General features: G+C 72.9%; 15 protein-coding genes. 6 read left to right on the top strand and 9 right to left on the bottom strand.

Annotation, left to right across the window (positions count from 1 at the left end):
- Position 1: 1 nt before the first annotated feature.
- On the top strand, positions 2 to 574 hold the full coding sequence (locus IH80_RS0128155; protein ID WP_030964239.1) for a hypothetical protein: 573 nt from the start codon (positions 2 to 4) through the stop codon (positions 572 to 574).
- Positions 575 to 591: 17 nt separating this feature from the next.
- Here IH80_RS0128155 and IH80_RS0128150 read toward each other — a convergent pair whose 3' ends face one another.
- Positions 592 to 1,164, bottom strand: a complete 573-nt coding sequence (locus IH80_RS0128150) for a cob(I)yrinic acid a,c-diamide adenosyltransferase (protein ID WP_030964238.1) — start codon at positions 1,162 to 1,164, stop codon at positions 592 to 594.
- A 383-nt stretch (positions 1,165 to 1,547) separates the two neighbouring features.
- Here IH80_RS0128150 and IH80_RS0128145 point away from each other — a divergent pair, with 383 nt between their 5' ends.
- The 3 genes from IH80_RS0128145 to IH80_RS39765 all read left to right on the top strand — a co-directional run bounded on the left by IH80_RS0128145 (position 1,548) and on the right by IH80_RS39765 (position 5,556).
- Positions 1,548 to 2,396 carry a 3-hydroxyacyl-CoA dehydrogenase family protein gene (locus IH80_RS0128145; RefSeq protein WP_030964237.1) on the top strand — a complete coding sequence of 283 codons (849 nt, stop codon included), beginning with the start codon at positions 1,548 to 1,550 and terminating at the stop codon, positions 2,394 to 2,396.
- Between the two features lie 170 nt (positions 2,397 to 2,566).
- Positions 2,567 to 2,890: an STAS domain-containing protein gene (locus tag IH80_RS0128140; protein ID WP_030386930.1), complete on the top strand. Its 324-nt coding sequence runs from the start codon at positions 2,567 to 2,569 to the stop codon at positions 2,888 to 2,890.
- Positions 2,891 to 3,090: 200 nt separating this feature from the next.
- Positions 3,091 to 5,556, top strand: coding sequence for an ATP-binding protein (locus tag IH80_RS39765; protein WP_051810054.1), 2,466 nt, complete (start codon positions 3,091 to 3,093; stop codon positions 5,554 to 5,556).
- Here IH80_RS39765 and nucS read toward each other — a convergent pair.
- Positions 5,508 to 6,179 (bottom strand): endonuclease NucS, encoded by a 672-nt coding sequence (nucS, locus tag IH80_RS0128130; protein WP_030660334.1) that lies wholly within the window; start codon positions 6,177 to 6,179, stop codon positions 5,508 to 5,510. The two genes, IH80_RS39765 and nucS, sit on opposite strands and share 49 nt — an antisense overlap.
- A gap of 219 nt (positions 6,180 to 6,398) precedes the next feature.
- Between nucS and IH80_RS0128125 the strand changes: the two genes are divergently transcribed.
- Positions 6,399 to 6,791 carry an SCO5389 family protein gene (locus IH80_RS0128125; protein WP_030660337.1) on the top strand — a complete coding sequence of 131 codons (393 nt, stop codon included), beginning with the start codon at positions 6,399 to 6,401 and terminating at the stop codon, positions 6,789 to 6,791.
- 22 nt (positions 6,792 to 6,813) lie between these two features.
- Here IH80_RS0128125 and IH80_RS0128120 read toward each other — a convergent pair whose 3' ends face one another.
- Positions 6,814 to 7,845: an LLM class flavin-dependent oxidoreductase gene (locus IH80_RS0128120; RefSeq protein WP_030964235.1), complete on the bottom strand. Its 1,032-nt coding sequence runs from the start codon at positions 7,843 to 7,845 to the stop codon at positions 6,814 to 6,816.
- A gap of 230 nt (positions 7,846 to 8,075) precedes the next feature.
- Between IH80_RS0128120 and IH80_RS0128115 the strand changes: the two genes are divergently transcribed.
- The gene (locus IH80_RS0128115; RefSeq protein ID WP_030964234.1) at positions 8,076 to 8,402 is read left to right on the top strand and encodes a hypothetical protein; all 327 of its coding nucleotides are present in this window, start codon (positions 8,076 to 8,078) and stop codon (positions 8,400 to 8,402) included.
- Positions 8,403 to 8,420: 18 nt separating this feature from the next.
- Here IH80_RS0128115 and IH80_RS0128110 read toward each other — a convergent pair whose 3' ends face one another.
- The 6 genes from IH80_RS0128110 to scy all read right to left on the bottom strand — a co-directional run bounded on the left by IH80_RS0128110 (position 8,421) and on the right by scy (position 18,104).
- Entirely contained in the window at positions 8,421 to 9,257 is an 837-nt protein-coding gene (locus tag IH80_RS0128110; RefSeq protein WP_030964233.1) for an ABC transporter permease, read from the bottom strand.
- Complete coding sequence (locus IH80_RS0128105; protein ID WP_030964232.1) at positions 9,254 to 10,369, bottom strand: ABC transporter ATP-binding protein; 1,116 nt, start codon at positions 10,367 to 10,369, stop codon at positions 9,254 to 9,256. The genes IH80_RS0128110 and IH80_RS0128105 overlap by 4 nt, the downstream gene beginning before the upstream one ends.
- A 153-nt stretch (positions 10,370 to 10,522) precedes the next feature.
- Entirely contained in the window at positions 10,523 to 11,299 is a 777-nt protein-coding gene (locus IH80_RS0128100) for an ABC transporter permease (protein ID WP_030964230.1), read from the bottom strand.
- Between the two features lie 2 nt (positions 11,300 to 11,301).
- Positions 11,302 to 12,315: an ABC transporter ATP-binding protein gene (locus IH80_RS0128095; RefSeq protein ID WP_030964229.1), complete on the bottom strand. Its 1,014-nt coding sequence runs from the start codon at positions 12,313 to 12,315 to the stop codon at positions 11,302 to 11,304.
- Positions 12,316 to 12,415: 100 nt separating this feature from the next.
- Positions 12,416 to 13,354 (bottom strand): cellulose-binding protein, encoded by a 939-nt coding sequence (locus tag IH80_RS0128090; RefSeq protein ID WP_030964228.1) that lies wholly within the window; start codon positions 13,352 to 13,354, stop codon positions 12,416 to 12,418.
- Between the two features lie 196 nt (positions 13,355 to 13,550).
- On the bottom strand, positions 13,551 to 18,104 hold the full coding sequence (gene scy / locus IH80_RS0128085; protein ID WP_030964227.1) for a polarized growth protein Scy: 4,554 nt from the start codon (positions 18,102 to 18,104) through the stop codon (positions 13,551 to 13,553).
- Between the last annotated feature and the right edge of the window lie 78 nt (positions 18,105 to 18,182).

Below are 18,182 nucleotides of genomic sequence, written 5' to 3'. Positions count from 1 at the left end.
CGTGATCGTCGCTCTGATCATCGCCTGCGAGGTCGGCTTCTGGGTCCTGCTGGCGGCGGGGCTGGCCCTTCGCTACCTCGCGAAGATGCCCCGGCTGGGGGCCGCGGTCCTGCTGTGCGAGCCGCTGATGGAGCTGATCCTGCTGGTCGTCACCACGATCGACCTCAAGAACGGCGCCGAACCGGACTGGAAGCACGGTCTCGCCGCGCTCTACATCGGCTACACCGTCGCCTTCGGGCACTACACGATCAAGTGGCTCGACGGGCACGCCGCCCACCGCCTGGCCGGCGGCCCCAAGCCGGCCGGCCCCGGCCACGGGAAGGCGCGGGCCGTCCACGAGTGGAAGCTGTGGGCCCGCACCGTCCTCGGCGCCGCCGTCGCCCTCCTCCTGCTCCAGGCGGCGATCTGGTACGTCGGCGACGCGGGCGACATCAGCTCGCTCCGGGCCTGGCAGGCCGGCGCCCTGCGCGTGGTCGGGATCCACGCCCTCGTCGCCGTCGCCTACACGGTGTGGCCGACCAAGGCCCCGGCGGACGCGGAGGAGGACCGGCGCTCGCCGGTGAAGTCCGGCTGACAACGGCTCCGGGTGGGCTACCGCTCGCCGCCCGGCACCCACAGCACGTCCCCGACCTCCTTGTTGGCCACCCGGGCCAGGATGAACAGGAGGTCGGAGAGGCGGTTGAGGTACGTGGCGGTGAGCGGGTTCATCGTCTCGCCGTGCACCTCCAGCGCCGCCCACGTCGACCGCTCGGCACGCCTGACCACGGTGCAGGCCTGGTGCAGCAGGGCCGCGCCGGGTGCGCCGCCGGGCAGGATGAAGCTGCGCAGCTTCTCCACCTGCTCCAGGAAGACGTCGCAGTCGGCCTCCAGCTTGTCGACGTAGAACTGCTCCACGCGCAGCGGCGGGTACTCCGGGTTCTCGGCCACCGGGGTGCACAGGTCCGCCCCGACGTCGAAGAGGTCGTTCTGCACCCGGACCAGGACCTTCACGATCTCCGCGGGCAGGGCGCCGAGGGCGATGGCCGTCCCGATGGCCGCGTTGGCCTCGTTGGCGTCGGCGTACGCGGAGATCCGCAGATCGGTCTTGGCCGTGCGGCTCATGTCGCCCAGGGCGGTCGTGCCCTTGTCGCCGGTACGGGTGTAGATGCGCGTGAGGTTCACCATGCGGCCAGGGTAGACGGGCCCGCCGGGGACGTTCCGGGTGCGGGTCGCCGCTGCCCGGATACGGTCCGGGCCGCTGGCGGACGCGCAGGCCGGGGCGGACGCCCACGACCTCGCGGGCCGCGTGCCTCGGCCGTCGGACTCGGCCGCCCGGGCGCCGCGCGCAAGGAGCTGAGCCGGCTGCGCGCACCTGCCGGGCGGTACGCAGGGACCCGCGTCACATGAACTGGGCGTCGGGGCAGGGCTGCTGGGCCGTACCGGTGTGATGTCCGTCATCTGAGACGTGACGCGTGTTACTTCACGGTCACACCGCACCGCCCGGGCGCTAGTCTCCGCCGGAGTGGCTACGAAGCCGTGCCGTATTTGAGAACAACGAGGGGTGTGCAGTGGCTGGGAAGCTCGCCGTCATCGGTGCGGGACTGATGGGTTCCGGGATCGCTCAGGTCTCCGCTCAGGCGGGATGGGACGTCGTGCTGCGCGATGTCACCGACGCCGCGCTGACCCGGGGCACGGACGGGATCAAGGCTTCGTACGACAAGTTCGTCTCCAAGGGCAAGCTGACGGCCGAGGACGCCGAGGCGGCGCTCGCGCGCATCACGACCACCACGGACCTGGACGCGGCCGCCGACGTCGACATCGTGGTGGAAGCGGCCTTCGAGAAGATCGAGATCAAGCACGAGATCTTCCGCGCCCTCGACAAGATCGTGCGTGAGGACGCCATCCTCGCCTCCAACACCTCCGCCATCCCGATCACCAAGATCGCGGCCGTGACGGAGCGTCCGGAGCGGGTCGTCGGCGCGCACTTCTTCTCGCCGGTCCCGATGATGCAGCTGTGCGAGCTCGTCCGCGGTTACAAGACGAGCGACGAGACCCTCGCCGCCACCCGCGCGTTCGCCGAGTCCGTCGGCAAGACCTGCATCGTCGTCAACCGCGACGTCGCGGGCTTCGTGACGACCCGTCTGATCTCCGCGCTGGTCGTCGAGGCCGCCAAGCTGTACGAATCGGGCGTGGCCTCCGCCGAGGACATCGACATCGCCTGCAAGCTGGGCTTCGGGCACGCGATGGGGCCGCTGGCCACCGCCGACCTCACGGGCGTCGACATCCTGCTGCACGCCACCAGCAACATCTACACCGAGTCCCAGGACGAGAAGTTCGCGCCGCCGGAGCTCATGCGCCGCATGGTCGACGCCGGGGACATCGGCCGCAAGAGCGGCCAGGGCTTCTACAAGCACTGAGCGGTCCAGCCACTGAGCGCCATCGTTCGAATGCCTTCACCCGTCAGGGTGATTTAGGTATCGGTTCGCTCACGGTCGGCAACTTCCCTGCCCGCGCGGCAGTCAGTTGCAGTGAGAGTTGCCGACCACGGACCAGTTGCCATACGTACGCAGTACTGCCGGGAGTACACATGCACATCAGGGGCGACCACGCCGAACTCGCTGTCGGGGGCCGCCTCGACGTGCGCAGCGCGGCGGACGCCCGTACGGCCCTCCACACCGCCCTCGACGACGGGCAGGGCGACCTCGTGCTCGACCTCACCGGGCTCGACTCCTGGGACGCGACCGGCCTCGGCGTGATCATGGGCGCGCACCGGAGGGCCGGCCGGACCGGACGCCGACTCGTCCTGCGCGGGGTGCCGCCGCAGATGCAGCGGCTGCTCGTGGCGACCCGGCTGCACCGGATCCTCGCGATCGAGGGCGGTCTGGAGGCCGAGTCCCTGCCCCGCGTCTGACCCGGGCGATCCACAAGCCGCTGACCTTTGCATTTCCTGCGGAAAGTAACGGTCCGGTGGTGATCGTGCCCCTGCGGTTTCCCGCACGACCGGCCACGGTCTAGGGTTCGGGCGGAAACCGGACCAGTGGCGACAGCGGGTGCGCGACGGCCGGGAGGCACGACGGCGAGGCGCGCGGCCCGCGATCGGGGGAGTGGGTCATGGACCGTACACAGGGGCAGAGCGGGCAGGGCGAGCAGGCCACGGGCGGCCCCGCGTCGCCGGCTCCCGCCTCCGTACCCGCGTCCTCCGGGCCGAAGTCGCCCGCCCCCGCCGGTCCCGCGCGGGTGGTCGCCCTGACCGCCGGAGACTTCACCCTCACCGTCAACCCCGTCGACGGCAGCGAGATCGAACCGCTGCGGCCCGGCACCGAACGCGGCCGCCCCGCCAAGCGCGACGCCGCCGCCCGCGCGGCCCGGGACGCGGCCGCGCGCCCGCCCGCACTGCCAGGCCCCCCGATATCCGCCCGGCCCCTGCTCGCACGGGACGAGGAGCTGGAGCGGCTCGTCCGGCTCCTGGGCCGCGGCCGCTCCGTACGCCTGACCGGTCCTTCCGGATCCGGACGCAGCGCACTGCTCGACGCGGTCGCCGACCGGTGCACGGGCCTCGCGCCCGACGGCGTCGTCCGCCTCAGCGGCTACGGACACCAGCAGCCCGGGGAACTCCTCCACGCCCTCTACGCGGCCGTGTACGAGGCCCCGCGGGAACGGCCCGAACGGGACGTGCTGCTCGCCCGCGTGCGCGACATCGGGGCCGTCGTGCTCCTCGACGACCTGGAGATGGGCGGGAGCGCCCTCGACGAGCTGCTGCGCGCGACCCCCGAATGCGCCTACCTGCTGGCGGCCACCCCCGACACCAAGGCCCCCTCCGACGACTCCCACATCGAGGAGGTCTTCCTCACCGGCCTCGGCAGGGCCGACTGCGTGGCCCTGCTGGAGGCGGGCGTGGGACGCCCCCTGACGGACGAGGAGACTGCCTGGGCGGAAGACCTGCGGTTCGCCTCCGAGGGGCTGGCGCTGCGCTTCGTACAGGCCGCCGCGATGCTGCGGCAGCGGGACGAGCTCAACCACGGCGACGAGGACGACGAGGAGGAGCCCGGCGTCTTCGAGGAGCGTCCGCGCGACAGCGGAGTGGTGCCGCTGCCGACGCTCGCCGAGGGGGCGGCCCCGGCGGAGCTGCTGGCGTCGCGGGTCAGCGAGTCGGCGCGCGCGGCCCTGCGGATCGCGTGCGCGCTGGGCGGCGAGCTGCCGCACCACGCCCACCTGCCGGCGCTCGTGGGGGACACCCACGCCGACACGGCGGTGGCGGAACTGCTGGCCTGCGGGCTGCTGACGCCCGTCGGGACGCGCTACCGGCTCGCCGCCGGCGTCGCGCGCCAGCTGGAGGACGTCGGCTACGGGGAGACCGTGTCGGAGGAGGCCCGTACGGCCGCCCGGCACTACGCCTGGTGGACCGGTCACGCCTCGGTGGTACCGGAGCGGGTGGCGGCAGAGGCGGACGCCGTGCTCGCGGCGCTGGCCGGCGCGGACGTGGTGGCCGCGGCCGTGCTGGCGCGTACGGCCGCTCCCGCCTTCGCGGCCTCGCTGCACTGGGAGGCCTGGGAGCGGGTGCTGCGCTCGGGAGCCGAGGCCGCGCGCAAGGCGGGGGAGGTCGCCGAGCAGGCGTACTTCCACCACGAACTCGGGGTGCTCGCCCTGTGCGAGGGCCGCCTGGACCGGGCCCGCGCCGAGCTGGAGACCTCGATCGGCCCGGCCTGCCCCGGCCGCCCCCGGCGCCCGGCCTGCCCCGGCCGCCCCCGCCGCCCGGAAGGCCCCGGCTGTCGCGCCCTCGGCGCCGGCCTCCGGGGCGCCCGCGGCGCCCGCCGTCCCGGCGGTGCCCGTCTCCCCGGAGGCGGTCACGCGGATGACCCCGGTGGTGCCGGTGACCCGGGGCGCGGAGCCGCCCACGACGCTGTCGGCGGTGTTCGAGGACGCCTTCCCGATGTCGCCGAAGCAGGACGGGCCCCCCGCGGCCGCCCCGCTGCCCGTCCCGGCCGCGCCGCCCGGCCGGGACGCCGGCCGCCGCAAGCGCGTGCTGCTCGTCGCGGCGGGAGCGCTGACGGTCGTGGCGCTGGGCACCGTCGTGAGCCTCGCGATGAGCTCCTCGGACGCAGAGCCGCCCGCCCAGGGGCCGGCCGTGTCCTCGACGCCGGAAGCCCCGGGGGCGCCCTCCACGGCCCGGCAGACCGGAGGGAACGATCCTGCGCCGGAGCCGCCCGCAACGGCGCCCTCGCAGGACGCCACGGTCCCGGCCGCGGGCGTGAGCGCAGCCCCGGCCCCCGGCCGCACGCCCGGCCGGACCCCGTCCAGGCGCCCGTCCACGACGGCCCCGAACTCCCAGGCCCCGACGTCCTCTTCGCCCCCGACGACCTCCCAGGCGCCGACCCAGCAGCCGACGGAGACCGCCGCGCCGTCGCCCACGGAAACCGGTACCGGGACGGGTACGGGCACGGCCACCGCCACCTCGCCGGTCGTCACCAAGCCCTGAACGCGCAACGGCTCCGTCCGCGAGGACGGAGCCGTTGCGTCGTGCGGGCCGATCAGAACAGGCGGAGCTTGTCGTCCTCGATGCCGCGCAGCGCGTCGTAGTCCAGGACCACGCAGTCCATCCCGCGGTCCGTCGCCAGCACCTTCGCCTGGGGCTTGATCTCCTGCGCGGCGAAGACGCCCCGGACCGGGGCCAGGTGCGGGTCGCGGTTGAGCAGCTCCAGGTAGCGGGTGAGCTGCTCCACGCCGTCGATCTCGCCGCGGCGCTTGATCTCCACGGCCACCGTGGCGCCCGAGGCGTCCCGGCACAGGATGTCGACCGGGCCGATCGCGGTCATGTACTCGCGCCGGATCAGGGTGTAGCCCTCGCCCAGCGTTTCGATGCGGTCGGCGAGCAGCTCCTGGAGGTGCGCCTCGACGCCGTCCTTGATGAGCCCCGGGTCGGTGCCGAGCTCGTGGGAGGAGTCGTGGAGCACTTCTTCCATGGTGATGATGAGCTTCTCGCCCGCCTTGTTGACGACCGTCCACACGCCGGCGTCGTCTCCGCTCCCTTCTTTGAGGGTGCACGGCGGCGACATCCAGTTGAGCGGTTTGTACGCCCGGTCGTCCGCGTGGATCGAGACACTGCCGTCGGCCTTCACGAGGATCAGACGGGGTGCCGAGGGCAGATGGGCGGTGAGCCGGCCCGCATAGTCGACGGAGCAGCGGGCAATCACGAGACGCATGGTCGGCAACGCTACTCGACCTACGCCCCTCCACGCGATTCGCCCCTGAAAGCCCCGTTCGCCGATGGCGCGTTGTATGCGCATTCTCCTGGTGCGTCACCCATGGGGCGCCTACCGTGGTGAGCGGGAGGTCGTCGAGCGTGCACTCTGCGTCGCGATCTCCTTCCCTGCCCGTAAGACTCCGGCAACCAGTCAGCCGGGGTCGCGAGAGGAGAACCCATGTCGCTCGACGTCTCACCGGCCCTACTCGAACAGGCCGAGCGAGGCGAGGTCGACGAAGCCGCTTTCGTCGACTGCGTCCGGACCTCCCTGCCCTACGCATGGGAGATGATCAGCTCGCTGGTGGCCCAGCTGAAGGTGGACGGTGGACAGTTCGCCGACAACCAGACGCCGCCGCCGGACGAGCAGGCGCGCGGGCAGCTGCTGCGCGCACTCGCGAGTGACGCGATACGCGGTGCGCTGCAGCGGCACTTCGGAGTACGCCTGGCATTCCAGAACTGCCACCGGGTGGCGGTCTTCCCGCTGGATCCCTCGGTGGACGACCGGCTGGCCAAGTTCACTTCGATCCGCGGCCAGCTGCTCAACCAGTCGCCGGAGCTGCGCGACTGCTGAGCAGGGCCGGAGCCGGTAGATCTCAGCCGAGACGGGGCAGGACCTCGACGCCGAGTCGTCGTACGTTCTCCTCCGTCGCGGCGAGGTCTCCGGAGCCCTCCGTCAGGAGGGCGAAGCGAGTGATCCCGGTGCGCGCGGAGGTTGCCGCCAGACGGTCCGCCGCAAGCTCCGGGGTGCCCACCGGGTGCAGGTCGCAGAGCAGTTCCGTGTACGCGACCGGATCCCGCATCGCGCGCACGCGGCCGTCCACGGTCACGTGCGCGTCCAGGCCCAGCCGGAGCCAGCCCGGCATGGACTTCAGCAGGGTCTCGCGTGCGTCCGCGGTGCTGTCCGCGATCTGGCACACGCCTGCGGAGACGTGCCCGGCCGCGGCCACGTGCTCGGGGGAGTGGCCCGCCGCGAGCGCCGTGCTGCGCCACAGTGCGACCATCTCGGCCTTGTTCTCGTCGCCGCAGTGCATGCCCAGCAGCATCGGCAGCCCCCGCCGCGCGGCCATCCGCACCGACGACGGCGAGGTGCAGGCCACGATCACCTCCGGTCCCGATCCGTCCCCGTCCAGGGCTTCCGACGGCCGCGGTACGACGGCCACTTCGCGGAAGGCGTACCGCTCGCCGGCGGCTCCCACCCGTGCCTCGGTGAGCCATCGCCGCAGCAGGTCCAGGGACTCCGGGAAGCCCTTCTCGTAGGCGTCCAGGCCGCCCCCGAACACCTCCAGGTCGACCCACGGCCCGCCGCGCCCCACCCCGAGGGTGAAACGCCCGCCCGAGGCCATGTGCAGCAGGGCCGTCTGCTCCCCGAGGGCGACCGGGTGCGTGCTCGGCAGCACGCTCACCGCCGTGCCCACCCGCAGCCGGCGGGTCCGGCCCAGCATCAGGCCCGCCAGGGTCACCGCCGACGGGCAGACCCCGTACGGGACGAAATGGTGCTCGGCCAGCCAGACCGAGTCGAGCCCTGCCTCCTCGGCCACCTCCGCGGTGCGCACCGCCCGGTGCAGTGCCTCGCCCTGTCCCTGGCCCGGGAACTGGGCCGCCAGTACAAACGCTCCTACGCGCATCGCCTTTTGCCTCCTCGCGGCTGACGCGGCCTCCCCCAGGTGGACCGGTTCTTCCTACGGCAACAACGTCTGACACGTGCCAAAGGCACGGGCTGACAGGAAAGTTATTGGGATTGTCGGGCCAGTCCCGGCCAACGGCCCTCCACCCCGTAGACACCCTGCGGGTACCCGGCCTCGCTGCGCGTAGTCTGGAAGAAAGTCACTGCCGTCGGCCCATCCGTGAGGTATACGTGTCACCGCGCAACAACCGCCCCAGGGGCGGCGAGAACCCGGACGACCGCCCCGCCATCGGTCTGGACCGCTTCGGGCTGGAGCGCACCGAGGAGTACCAGGGCGAGGACTGGAAGGTCAGGCACGTCGCGGGCGCGAGCGCGGCCGGCAAGCGCTACCGCTGCCCCGGCTGCGACCAGGAGATCCCCTCCGGCACCCCGCACCTGGTGGCGTGGCCGGAGTACGGCGGCGTGGACGACCGGCGGCACTGGCACAAGGCCTGCTGGAACGCGAAGGACCGCCGCACCACGAAGGTGCAGCGGTCCCGCAACGCGCCGAAGTACTGACCCCCGGCGACGGACCGGCTAGACGTCGCGGCGGCCGACGACGAGGTACGAGGCGGCCACGGTCGCTCCCGTGATCAGCATGATGATCAGCACGTTGGAGAGGTTGCTGGGCGCCGCGCCCAGGTCGCCGCCCTCCTGCATGCCGAACAGCTGGCTCAGCGCGACGGGCACGTTGCGCTGGAGGATCTCCCGCCCGATGGGGGCGACGGCCTCCCAGACGATGAGCATGGCCCCCAGCACCGGCGGCAGCGTGACCACGCCGAGCATGACGGCGATCGCCCCGGCGGAGTGCCGCACCAGGGCGCCGATCGCGAGGGCGAGCACGCCGAGCAGGGTGACGTAGAGGCAGCCGGCCACGGCGCCCAGCCACTCGTCGGCCGTGTGCGGACCCGCGGCCGCTCCGCCGTGGACGAGGGAGGCGGCGATCCCGACCACGAAGACGGACAGCGTGGTGGCGACGAAGGCCGTGATGCTGAAGACCAGGTACTTCGCGGTGAGCACGCGGAAGCGGTCCGGGGCTGCGGTGAACGTGGTCCGCACCAGGCCGGTGGCGTGCTCCGAGGCGATCGTCAGCACCCCGAGGACCATCACCGCGACCTGGCCGACCATCAGGCCGAAGAGGGCGGGCGTGGTGAAGGAGATGGACTCGTAGTCCCGGTCCGAGGTCTGCGAGACGAAGAGCATGCCGACACCGACGACGGTCACCACGAGCGCACCCAGCGTCCACAGGGTGGAGCGGATCGAGATCAGCTTGGTCCACTCCGAGGCGAGGGCGTGTCCCAGGTGCGGCCGCGGCGAGGGCAGCGGAGAGGTGTAGCTCCGCGGCTGGTCCGGCGTCGTGGTCGTCGGGGTCATCGGGTGTCCTCGGTGGAGTCCTTGGCGGTGCTCGCGAGCTCGCCGGGATTGCTGGGCATCAGGAAGGGCTTCCCGCCCGCTCCGGGCGGCGGCGGGGCGAAGAAACCCGCCTGCGGGACCTCGGGGGCCGCCGGTTCGTCCTCCCAGGCCGGGAGGGCCAGCGGGTCCTGCTCCCACAGTTCGGCCCGCGGGTCCTCGGTGGAGGTGTACTCGACGGCGGACTGGGTCATCCGCATGTACGCCTCCTCCAGCGAGGCCCGGTGCGGGGACAGCTCCCACAGCCGTACGCCGGCCGCGTGCGCGAGGTCCGAGATGCGGGGGAGCTCCAGCCCGGTCACGCGCAGTGCTCCGTCGGGTTCCTGGAGGACCCGGCCGCCCGCCCCGGCGAGGGCCTTGCCCAATGCGTCCCGGCCATCGGGATCGGTGTCGGCCGCCCGCACCCGAGCGAATCCGGCCGAATTGTGCGCGATGAACTCCTGCGTGCCCATGTCGGCCAGCAGGCGTCCGCGGCCGATGACGATCAGGTGGTCGGCGGTCAGCGCCATCTCGCTCATCAGGTGGGAGGAGACGAAGACGGTGCGCCCCTCGGCGGCGAGCCGGCGCATGAGGTTGCGGACCCAGAGGATGCCCTCCGGGTCGAGCCCGTTGACCGGCTCGTCGAACAGCAGCACCTGGGGGTCGCCGAGCAGCGCCGTGGCGATGCCGAGGCGCTGGCCCATGCCGAGCGAGAAGCCCTTCGCACGCTGCCGGGCGGCGTCCTGGAGGCCGACCACGGCCAGCACCTCGTCCACCCGCTTCTCCGGGATCCCGGAGAGCTGGGCGATGGACAGCAGGTGGGTACGGGCCCGGCGGCCGCCGTGCACGGCCTTTGCGTCGAGCAGGGCCCCGACGTGCCGCTGGGCGTTCGGCAGCTCCCGGAAGGGCAGGCCGTTGATCGTGACATGACCCGAGGTGGGCCGGTCGAGTCCGAGGATCATGCGCATGGTCGTGGACTTCCCGGAGCCGTTCGGCCCCAGGAAGCCCGTCACGTGACCCGGCTTGACCTGGAAGGACAACTGGTCGACGGCGGTCTTGGCGCCGTAGCGCTTGGTCAGGCCGACTGCCTCGATCATCTTGCTGCCCCTTACCAGGCCGGGACGACTCTCGCCCGCGTAAGGGTTAAGAGGATAACGAGGATCCTCCGGTTCCGTCCCGGGCCGGATCCCTGACCCGTCCCCGAGACCGACCCTGGCATGACCCGTAGTCCTTGCGGAGGGGGCAGGCCGTCAGGCGTCCCTCTTCCTGAGGACGAGGTAGCCCCCGAGCACCGCGGCGGCCACCCACAGGAGCATGATCGCGAGTCCGCCCCACGGACCGTACGGGGTCTCGGACCCGCCGAAGGCGTTCGGCACGACCTCGATGATCTTCGACCCTGCGGCGTCGGGCAGGTACTGACCGTACGTGCGGGTCGCCTCGAAGGCGTTGAGGGCGTTCGAGACGATCAGGAAGAACGGGATCAGGATGCTGATCGCGGCGACCGAGCTGCGCAGCATGGCGGCCACGCCCATGGAGAACAGCGCCAGCAGCGCCATGTACACGCCGGCGCCGATCACCGCACGCAGGACGTTCTCCGCGCCGAGGTCGGTGCCGTGGTCGCCCAGGATCGCCTGGCCGAGGAAGAACGACACGAAGCTGGTCAGCAGCCCGACCAGCAGGGCCAGCGTCGTGGCCACGGTGAGCTTGCCGAACAGGAAGCCGGCCCGGGCGGGCACGGCGGCCAGCGAGGTGCGGATCATGCCCGTGCTGTATTCGGTGCTGACCACCAGGACACCGAAGACGATCATCGCCAGCTGGCCGAACTGCATCCCGGTGAAGCTCACCAGGGTGGGGTCGAAGGTGGCCCGTTCGAGCTCGCTCATGTTGTCGAGGCCCGCCGCGGCCGCGACGGAGATCAGGGCGCCGAAGCCGACGGTGACGATCAGGGCCACGGCGAGCGTCCAGCTGGTGGAGGCGACGGTGCGGATCTTGGTCCACTCGGAGGTGAGGACGGCGGTGAAGGCCATGGTCACCGCCCGCCCTTGCGCGCGGCGTCGGCGGAGCCGAAGCCGGCGCCCCAGGCGGGGACGTCGGCCGGCCGGGCCGGATGGTCGGTGGCCGCGCCGGGCGCGCCCGGCGCGTGGGAGTGGTACTCGACGGAATCCGCCGTCATGCGCATGAACGCTTCCTCCAGTGAAGCCCGTTGCGGGCTGAGTTCGTGCAGCACGATCTGGTGGCGGGCGGCCAGCTCGCCGAGCTGCTCCGCGTCGACGCCGTCGATCTCCAGCGTGCCGGTGGCGGGGACGCCGACGGCGTTGATCCCGGCCTCGTGCAGGACGTCCTTGAGCCGCTCCTGCTGCGGTGAACGCATGCGGACGTAACTGCGGGAGTTCTGGTGAATGAAATCAGCCATAGAGGTATCGGCCAACAGCCTTCCTTGACCGATCACGATCAAATGGTCCGCGGTCAGGGCCATTTCGCTCATCAGGTGGGAGGAGACGAAGATCGTGCGGCCCTCCGCCGCCAGGCCCTTCATCAGATTGCGGATCCAGAGAATTCCCTCGGGGTCCAGACCATTGACGGGTTCGTCGAACATGAGGATCTGCGGATCGCCCAGCAATGCGGAGGCGATTCCCAGCCGTTGTCCCATGCCCAGTGAAAATCCTTTGGACTTCTTCCTGGCCACGGGGGTCAGCCCGACCAGGTCCAGCACCTCGCCGACCCGGCGCTGCGGGATGCCGTTCGACTGGGCCAGGCAGAGCAGGTTGTTGTACGCGCTGCGGCCGCCGTGCATGGCCTTCGCGTCCAGCAGCGCCCCTACGTGCTTCAGCGGTTCCTGGAGTTCCCGGTAGCGCTTCCCGTAGATCCGGACCTGACCACTGGTCGGATTGTCGAGGTCGAGCATCATGCGCATGGTCGTGGACTTGCCCGCCCCGTTGGGGCCGAGGAAGCCGGTCACCACCCCCGGTCTGACCTGGAAGCTGAGGTTGTTGACGGCGGTCTTGGCGCCGAATCGTTTCGTGAGTCCCTCGAGCTCGATCATGCGGCCACGCTAGAACGCCCGAGGGCCCTACGCCACCTCGAACGGGTGACATAGGGCCCTCGATCAGGCTCTTCGCCTACCTGCGGGTCATGTCCGCGGGCTAGCGGCTCTGCTGCGCCGGCACCCCGCGGGTGACGGGCTCGTCGTCCGCGATCGGGTTGGCCGCCGCGACGGCCGCACCGGTGAGCGTCGCCAGCATCTCGCGGACGTTGGTCAGCTGCGCGTTGATCGAGTCGCGGCGGTTGGTGAGCGCCGCCAGCTCGCGCTCGGACTCGCTGCGGATGCGGTCCGCCTTGGCGTTGGCGTCGGCCACGATGTCCTCGGCCTGGCGCTGGGCCGTCTCCACGGTCTGGCGGGCCCGGCGCTCGGCGTCCGTACGCAGCTTCTCGGCCTCCAGGCGCAGCTGCTCGGCGCGGTGCTCGATCTCCGCGAGGCGCTTCTCGGCCTTGGCCTGGCGGGAGGCCAGGTCGCGCTCGGACTGCTCACGGCGCTTGGCCAGGTTGGTCTCGAAGTCCGCGGCGGCCTGGGCGGCCTTGGCGCGGGTCTCCTCGAACAGCGCGTCGGCCTCCTCGCGCTTGGAAGCCGCGTCCTTCTGGGCCTCGGCGCGCAGGGTGGCGGCGTCGCCCTTGGCCTTCTCGACGATGCGGACGCCCTCGTCCTCCGCCTTCGACTTGCGGTCGGCCGCGAACGACTCGGCGTCGTTGCGCACCTGCTGGGCGGCCGACTCGGCGAGCTCCCGGTGCTGCTCGGCCGCGCGACGGGCCTCCTCGCGCAGGTCCTTCGCCTCCTCCTCGGCCAGCCGCAGGATCTTCTCGACCCGGGCGCCGAGACCCGCGTACGACGGCTCCGCGTCGTTCACCTGGGCCTGGGCGTTCTGCGTCTCGAGGTGCAGCTCCTCGATCCGCTTTTCCAGAGAGTTGATACGTCCAAGGGCGCTGTCGCGGTCGGAGACCAGCTTGGTAATGCGGTCGTCCACCTGACCGCGGTCATAACCACGCCGCACGAGCTCGAAGCCGAAGGGGGAGGAAGTGTCGCTCATGGGGTTCCTGTCGAATGAGACCGATGAGGTGCTACGTGAGGTGTTAAGGGGAATCCTAGGCGCCCAGACGGCGTGTCATCGAGTCAATCCGCGTTTGATCTGGACAATGACACCCCTTTTGAGTGGCAAGGCGGCGGATTGCTTGTCACCCGTTCGCCTGAACCTTCATCAGGTGCACACATCCCGGTCCCCTTGGCTAGCCCTCCGACGACTTGCCACCCGAACGAGTGGATCCCGCTGTCACTCCGGCCTTGGCGCCCCCCGCGCCCTGCCCGCCGACCGTGGGCTTGCCGCCCGCAGGCGCCTCGAATGATTCCAACGCCTCAAGAACGTCCTGGACACGGGAGATCTCCCCCTGAATGTCCTGCCGCCTGCGGACCAGGACCTCCAGCTCACGGCGGCCCTCCTCGACGAGGCGCTCGGCCTCCGCCTTGGCCTCCGCCAGCGCGCTCTCGGCCTCCCGGGCCAGCTCCGCCTTCTTCTGCTCGGCCTCCTTGAGCAGCGCCTCCGCCTTGCGGACGGCGGCGATGCGCACCTTGCTCGCCTCGCTGCTCGCGTCCGACAGCAGCTCCTTGGCCTTCGCCTCGGCCTCGACGCTCTGCTCGGTCGCCGCGCGCACCAGCTTGTCCACGCGCTCGCCGGCCGACTTCATCTGCTCGGCCGACTCCCGGCGGGCCCGCTCGTGCAGCTCCTCGACCTCGCCCTCGACGCGGCCGCGCAGCTCCTCCGCCCGTTCCCTTATGGCGGCGGCGTCCGTGCGCGCGCCGACCAGCAGCTCGTTGGCGTCCGTACGGGCCTTCTCCACCAGGGAGTTGCCCTCGACGGTGGCCTCCGAGGTGATCCGCGCCGCCTCCTTGCGGGCCGCGTCGACCATGGCGTCGGCCTGCTCCTCGGCCGCCGTGGTGGCGGCGAGGGCCTGCTTCTGCGCGTCGACGGTGAGGTTGTCGGCCTCCGTCGCCGCCTCGGTGATGAGCCGGTCGACCTGCTCCGCCGCCTCGCGGCGGCGCTTGTTCGCCTCCTCGCGGGCCTCGTCCAGCAGCCGCTCGGACTCCTTGCGGGCCTCCGCGCGGGCACGTTCCGCCGCGGACGCTGCCTCCGCCTTGACCCGCTCGGCCTCCGACCGGGTGCGGGCCGCGTGCTCCTGCGCCGAGGACAGCGCCTCGGAGGCGTCGGCGCGCAGCCGCTCCGCCTCGGCCGCCGCCTCGCCGACCGTGCGCTCGTTGTCCTTGCGGGTCTGCGCGGTGAGCTTGTCCGCCTCGGCCGCCGCCTCCGTGATGAGCCGGTCCGCCTGCTCGGCCGCCTCGGTGCGCAGCCGGTTCGCCTCGGCACGCGCCTCGTCCAGCATCTGCTCGGCGTCGCGCTCGGCACCGGCCAGGGTCTCGCCCGCCGCGACCGTGACGCGGTCCGCCTCCGCGGTGGCCTCGCCGATGATCCGGCCGCCCTCCGCGCGGGCGTCCTCCAGCACTCGGGCCGCGTCCGCGCGCAGCCGCTCGGCCTCCGCCGCGGCCTCGCCGACCATGGCCTCGTTGGCCACCCGGGTCTCGTCGATGAGCCGGTCGCCCTCGGCACGCGAGTCGACCATGATCTTCGCGGCGTCGCGCTCGGCGCTCGCCAGCGTCTCGGCCGCCTGCGACTTCAGCCGTGCCGCCTGGGTGGTGAGGCGCTCGGCCTCCGCCGCCGCCTCGCCCACGGTCGCCGCGTTCGCGGCGCGGGTCTCCTCGATGAGGCGGTCCGCCTCCGCCGAGGCCTCGGTGATGAGCCGGTCGACCTGCTCCGCGGCCTCGGTGCGCAGCCGGTTGCCCTCGGCGCGCGCCTCGTCCAGCGTGGCCGCGGCCTCGGTGCGGGCGGCCTCGGCGGCCTCCGCCGCCTCCGCGGTGATCCGTTCCGCCTCCGCCGCGGCGTCGGCGACCGTGGCCGCGTTCGCCGCGAGGGTCTCCTCGGTGAGCCGCTCGGCCTCCGCCGAGGCCTCGGCCGTGATCCGGGCACCCTCGGCACGGGCGGCCTCCAGGGACTCCGCCGCCTCGCCGCGGATGCGGTTCGCGTCGTCGCGGGCGTCGGCCCGGGTACGGGCGGCGTCACGCTCGGAGGCCGCCAGCGCGTCCGTGGCCTCGGTACGCAACCGCTGGGCGTACTCGGCGGTGTCGGCGCGCAGCTGCTCCGCCTCGGCGATCGCCTCGCCGACGGTCCGCTCCGCCAGCGCCTTCGCCGCGTCCGTCTCGGCGCGCGCCTCGGTGCGGATGCGGTTCGCGTCCTCGGTGGCCCGCTCCCGCTCCGCGTAGGCGTCGGCACGGACCCGGGCGGCCTCTTCCTCGGCCTCCGTCTTCGTCCGCTCCGCCACGTGCTCGGCGGCACTGCGCAGCCCGGAGATCTCCTCCTCGGCCTGCTCGTGCAGCCCGGCCACGGAGTCGCGCACCTGCTGGGCGGTGGCCTCGGCCGCCGACACCAGCTCCGACGCGCGCCTCTCGGCCTCCTCGGTCAGGCGGGCCGCCTCGGCCTGCGCCTCCTCCGAGCGGCGGCGGGCCGCGGCCAGCAGCTCCTCGCTCTGCTCGCGGGCCTGCGCCCGCTCCTGGTCGGCGTCGGTCCGGGCCGACGCCAGGGTCTCCTCGGACTCCCGGCGGCGCCGGGCGGCCTCCTCCTGCGCGGCGGCCAGCGCCTCGGCGGCCTCCACGGCGACCCGCTCGGCCGCCGCCTTGGCCTCCGCGCGCAGCCGGTCCGCGGTCTCCTGGGCCTCGGAGCGCACGCGCTCCGCCTCGGCCTCGGCCTCGCCGCGCAGCCGTACGGCCACCTGCTCGGCCTCGGCGCGCACCCGGCCCGCGTCCTGCGCCGCCTCCGTGCGCAGCTGGTCGGCCTCGGCCTCGGACTGCGTCCGGAGCGTGCGGATGCGTTCCGCCGCTTCGGCGCGCAGCCGGTCGTTCTCCTCGGTCGTCTCGCGGCGGATGTTCTCCGCCGCGCTGCGGGCGTCGCGCAGCGTCTGCTCGGCCGTGGCCAGCCGGCCCTCGGCCTCCGTGTGCAGCCGTACGAGCTCCTCGTCGGCCTCGGCACGCTTCGCGGCCAGTGCCTGCTCGGTCTCCTCGCGCCGCGCGAGGGCCGCCGCGTCCGCCTCGGCGCGGACCGCCTCGGCCTGCTCCTCTGCCTCGCCGCGCAGCCGTTCGGCCTCGGCGCGGGTCCGCTCCAGGGTCTCCTCGGCCTGCTTGCGCAGGGTGCCGGCCCGCTCGACGGCCTCGGCGCGGACCCGCTCGCTCTCGGTGGTCGCCCCGGCGCGCAGCTCGTCCGCGTCCGACTTGGCCTTGCCGAGCAGTTCCTCGGCGGTCTTGGCCGCCTCCTCGATCTGCTGGACCGCCTCGCGACGGGCCTCGCCACGGATCCGCTCGCCCTCGGCGACGGCCTCCGCGCGCAGCTGCTCGGCCTCGCCGCGCAGCCGCCGGGCCTCCTCCTGGAGTTCGACCGTGCGGGCCCGGTACTCCTCGGTGTCGTCCTTCGCGGCGCCCTTGAGCTCGTCGGCCGTGGCCGCGGCCTGCAGGCGCAGCCGTTCGGCCTCGGACTCGGCCTCGCGGCGGATCCGCTCGGCCTCCTCGGACGCGGCCCGGGTGGTGGCCCGGGCGTCCTCCGAGGCCTTGTTCAGCACGTCCTCGGCGGTACGGGCGGCCTTCGCCAGCTGCGCCGCCATGTCCTCGGCCGCGGCGGTGCGGGCCTGCTGGCCGGCCTCGGTGCGCTGCCGCTCGGCGTCCGCGCGGGCGTCGGCCAGGACCTGCTCGGCCTCGGCCTTGAGGAGTTCGGCCTCCTTGGTGGCCTCGCCGACCAGGCGGGCGACCTGCTCCTTGGCGGTGCGGGTGCGCTGTTCGTTGACGGACTCCGCCGAGGCGAGCTGCCGCGAGGCGCTCTCCTTGGCCTCCGCGAGGACCTTCTCGGCCTCGGCGCGGGCCTCGCGCAGCGCGGCCTCGGCCTCCTGCGCACGGGATTCGGCGATCCGGCCGAGGTCCAGCGTCTGCTGCCGGGTCTGCTCGGCCTCGGCGGAAGTGGCCGAACGCAGCCGTTCGGCGTGCTGGGTGGCCTCCTGCGCCTGCGTGGAGGCAGCGGTCAGCAGCCGCTCGGCCTCCTTGCGGGCGCGCAGCAGCGTGGACTCGGCCTCCGCGCGGGCGGCCTCGGCGTCGGAGGCGATCCGGCGCCGGGTCTCCTCGGCGACCCGGGCGGCCTCGGCGCGGGCCGCGTTCAGGGACTGCTCGGCCTCGGCGCGGGACTCCTCCATGAGGCGGCGCGCCTGGGCCTCGGTACGGGCGCGCAGCTGCTCGGCCCAGGCCACGTTCTCGTTGACGTGCGCCTCGACGGTCTGGCGGCGCTCGTTGAGCTCCTGGTCCAGCCGCTGGCGCCGGTTGACGGCCTCGCTGTGCAGCTCGGCCTGCAGGCGCGCCTGGTGCTCGGCGTGCTCCTGCAGGATGCGCTGGGTCTGCGCCCGGGCGTCGCGCAGCTCGCGCTCGGCGTCGGAGCGCATCTGGTCGGCCTGGATCTGGGCGTTGCGGAGCAGCTGCTCCGCCTGGTAGCCCATGTCCGCGCCGTCGTAGGCAGGACGGGACGCGAGGGCCCGGCGTACCTCGTGGAGCTTGGCGCGCAGCACCTCGACCTGGTAGCCCAGGTCCTCAGCGTGCTGGACGGCCTTCCCGCGCTCCTTCTTCAGCCGCTCCATCTCGGCCTCGAAGCGCGAGAGATGGTCGGCCTCGGCCTGATGGCTCTCCTGGCTTTCGTAGCCCCGCACAGCGCGGTCCCATCCGTCCCCTGGTCGCAAGCTCACTCCAATGAGCATCGCTCGCCCGCTGAACGACGCCCCCGGGGG

Source organism: Streptomyces sp. NRRL S-378 (assembly GCF_000720645.1).
Lineage (GTDB): Bacteria > Actinomycetota > Actinomycetes > Streptomycetales > Streptomycetaceae > Streptomyces.
The sequence above is the reverse complement of the archived record's forward strand: the minus strand, read 5'-3'. Positions and strand labels throughout refer to the sequence as shown.

Bases quoted from the DNA above. Each gene is read 5' to 3' on its own strand.
- IH80_RS0128125 (WP_030660337.1), top strand. From the start codon at position 6,399: ATGTCGCTCGACGTCTCACCGGCCCTACTCGAACAGGCCGAGCGAGGC.
- IH80_RS0128105 (WP_030964232.1), bottom strand. From the start codon at position 10,369: ATGATCGAGGCAGTCGGCCTGACCAAGCGCTACGGCGCCAAGACCGCC.
- IH80_RS0128150 (WP_030964238.1), bottom strand. From the start codon at position 1,164: ATGGTGAACCTCACGCGCATCTACACCCGTACCGGCGACAAGGGCACG.
- IH80_RS0128100 (WP_030964230.1), bottom strand. From the start codon at position 11,299: ATGGCCTTCACCGCCGTCCTCACCTCCGAGTGGACCAAGATCCGCACC.
- IH80_RS0128090 (WP_030964228.1), bottom strand. From the start codon at position 13,354: ATGAGCGACACTTCCTCCCCCTTCGGCTTCGAGCTCGTGCGGCGTGGT.
- IH80_RS0128140 (WP_030386930.1), top strand. From the start codon at position 2,567: ATGCACATCAGGGGCGACCACGCCGAACTCGCTGTCGGGGGCCGCCTC.
- IH80_RS0128120 (WP_030964235.1), bottom strand. From the start codon at position 7,845: ATGCGCGTAGGAGCGTTTGTACTGGCGGCCCAGTTCCCGGGCCAGGGA.
- IH80_RS0128110 (WP_030964233.1), bottom strand. From the start codon at position 9,257: ATGACCCCGACGACCACGACGCCGGACCAGCCGCGGAGCTACACCTCT.
- IH80_RS0128095 (WP_030964229.1), bottom strand. From the start codon at position 12,315: ATGATCGAGCTCGAGGGACTCACGAAACGATTCGGCGCCAAGACCGCC.
- IH80_RS39765 (WP_051810054.1), top strand. From the start codon at position 3,091: ATGGACCGTACACAGGGGCAGAGCGGGCAGGGCGAGCAGGCCACGGGC.
- nucS (WP_030660334.1), bottom strand. From the start codon at position 6,179: ATGCGTCTCGTGATTGCCCGCTGCTCCGTCGACTATGCGGGCCGGCTC.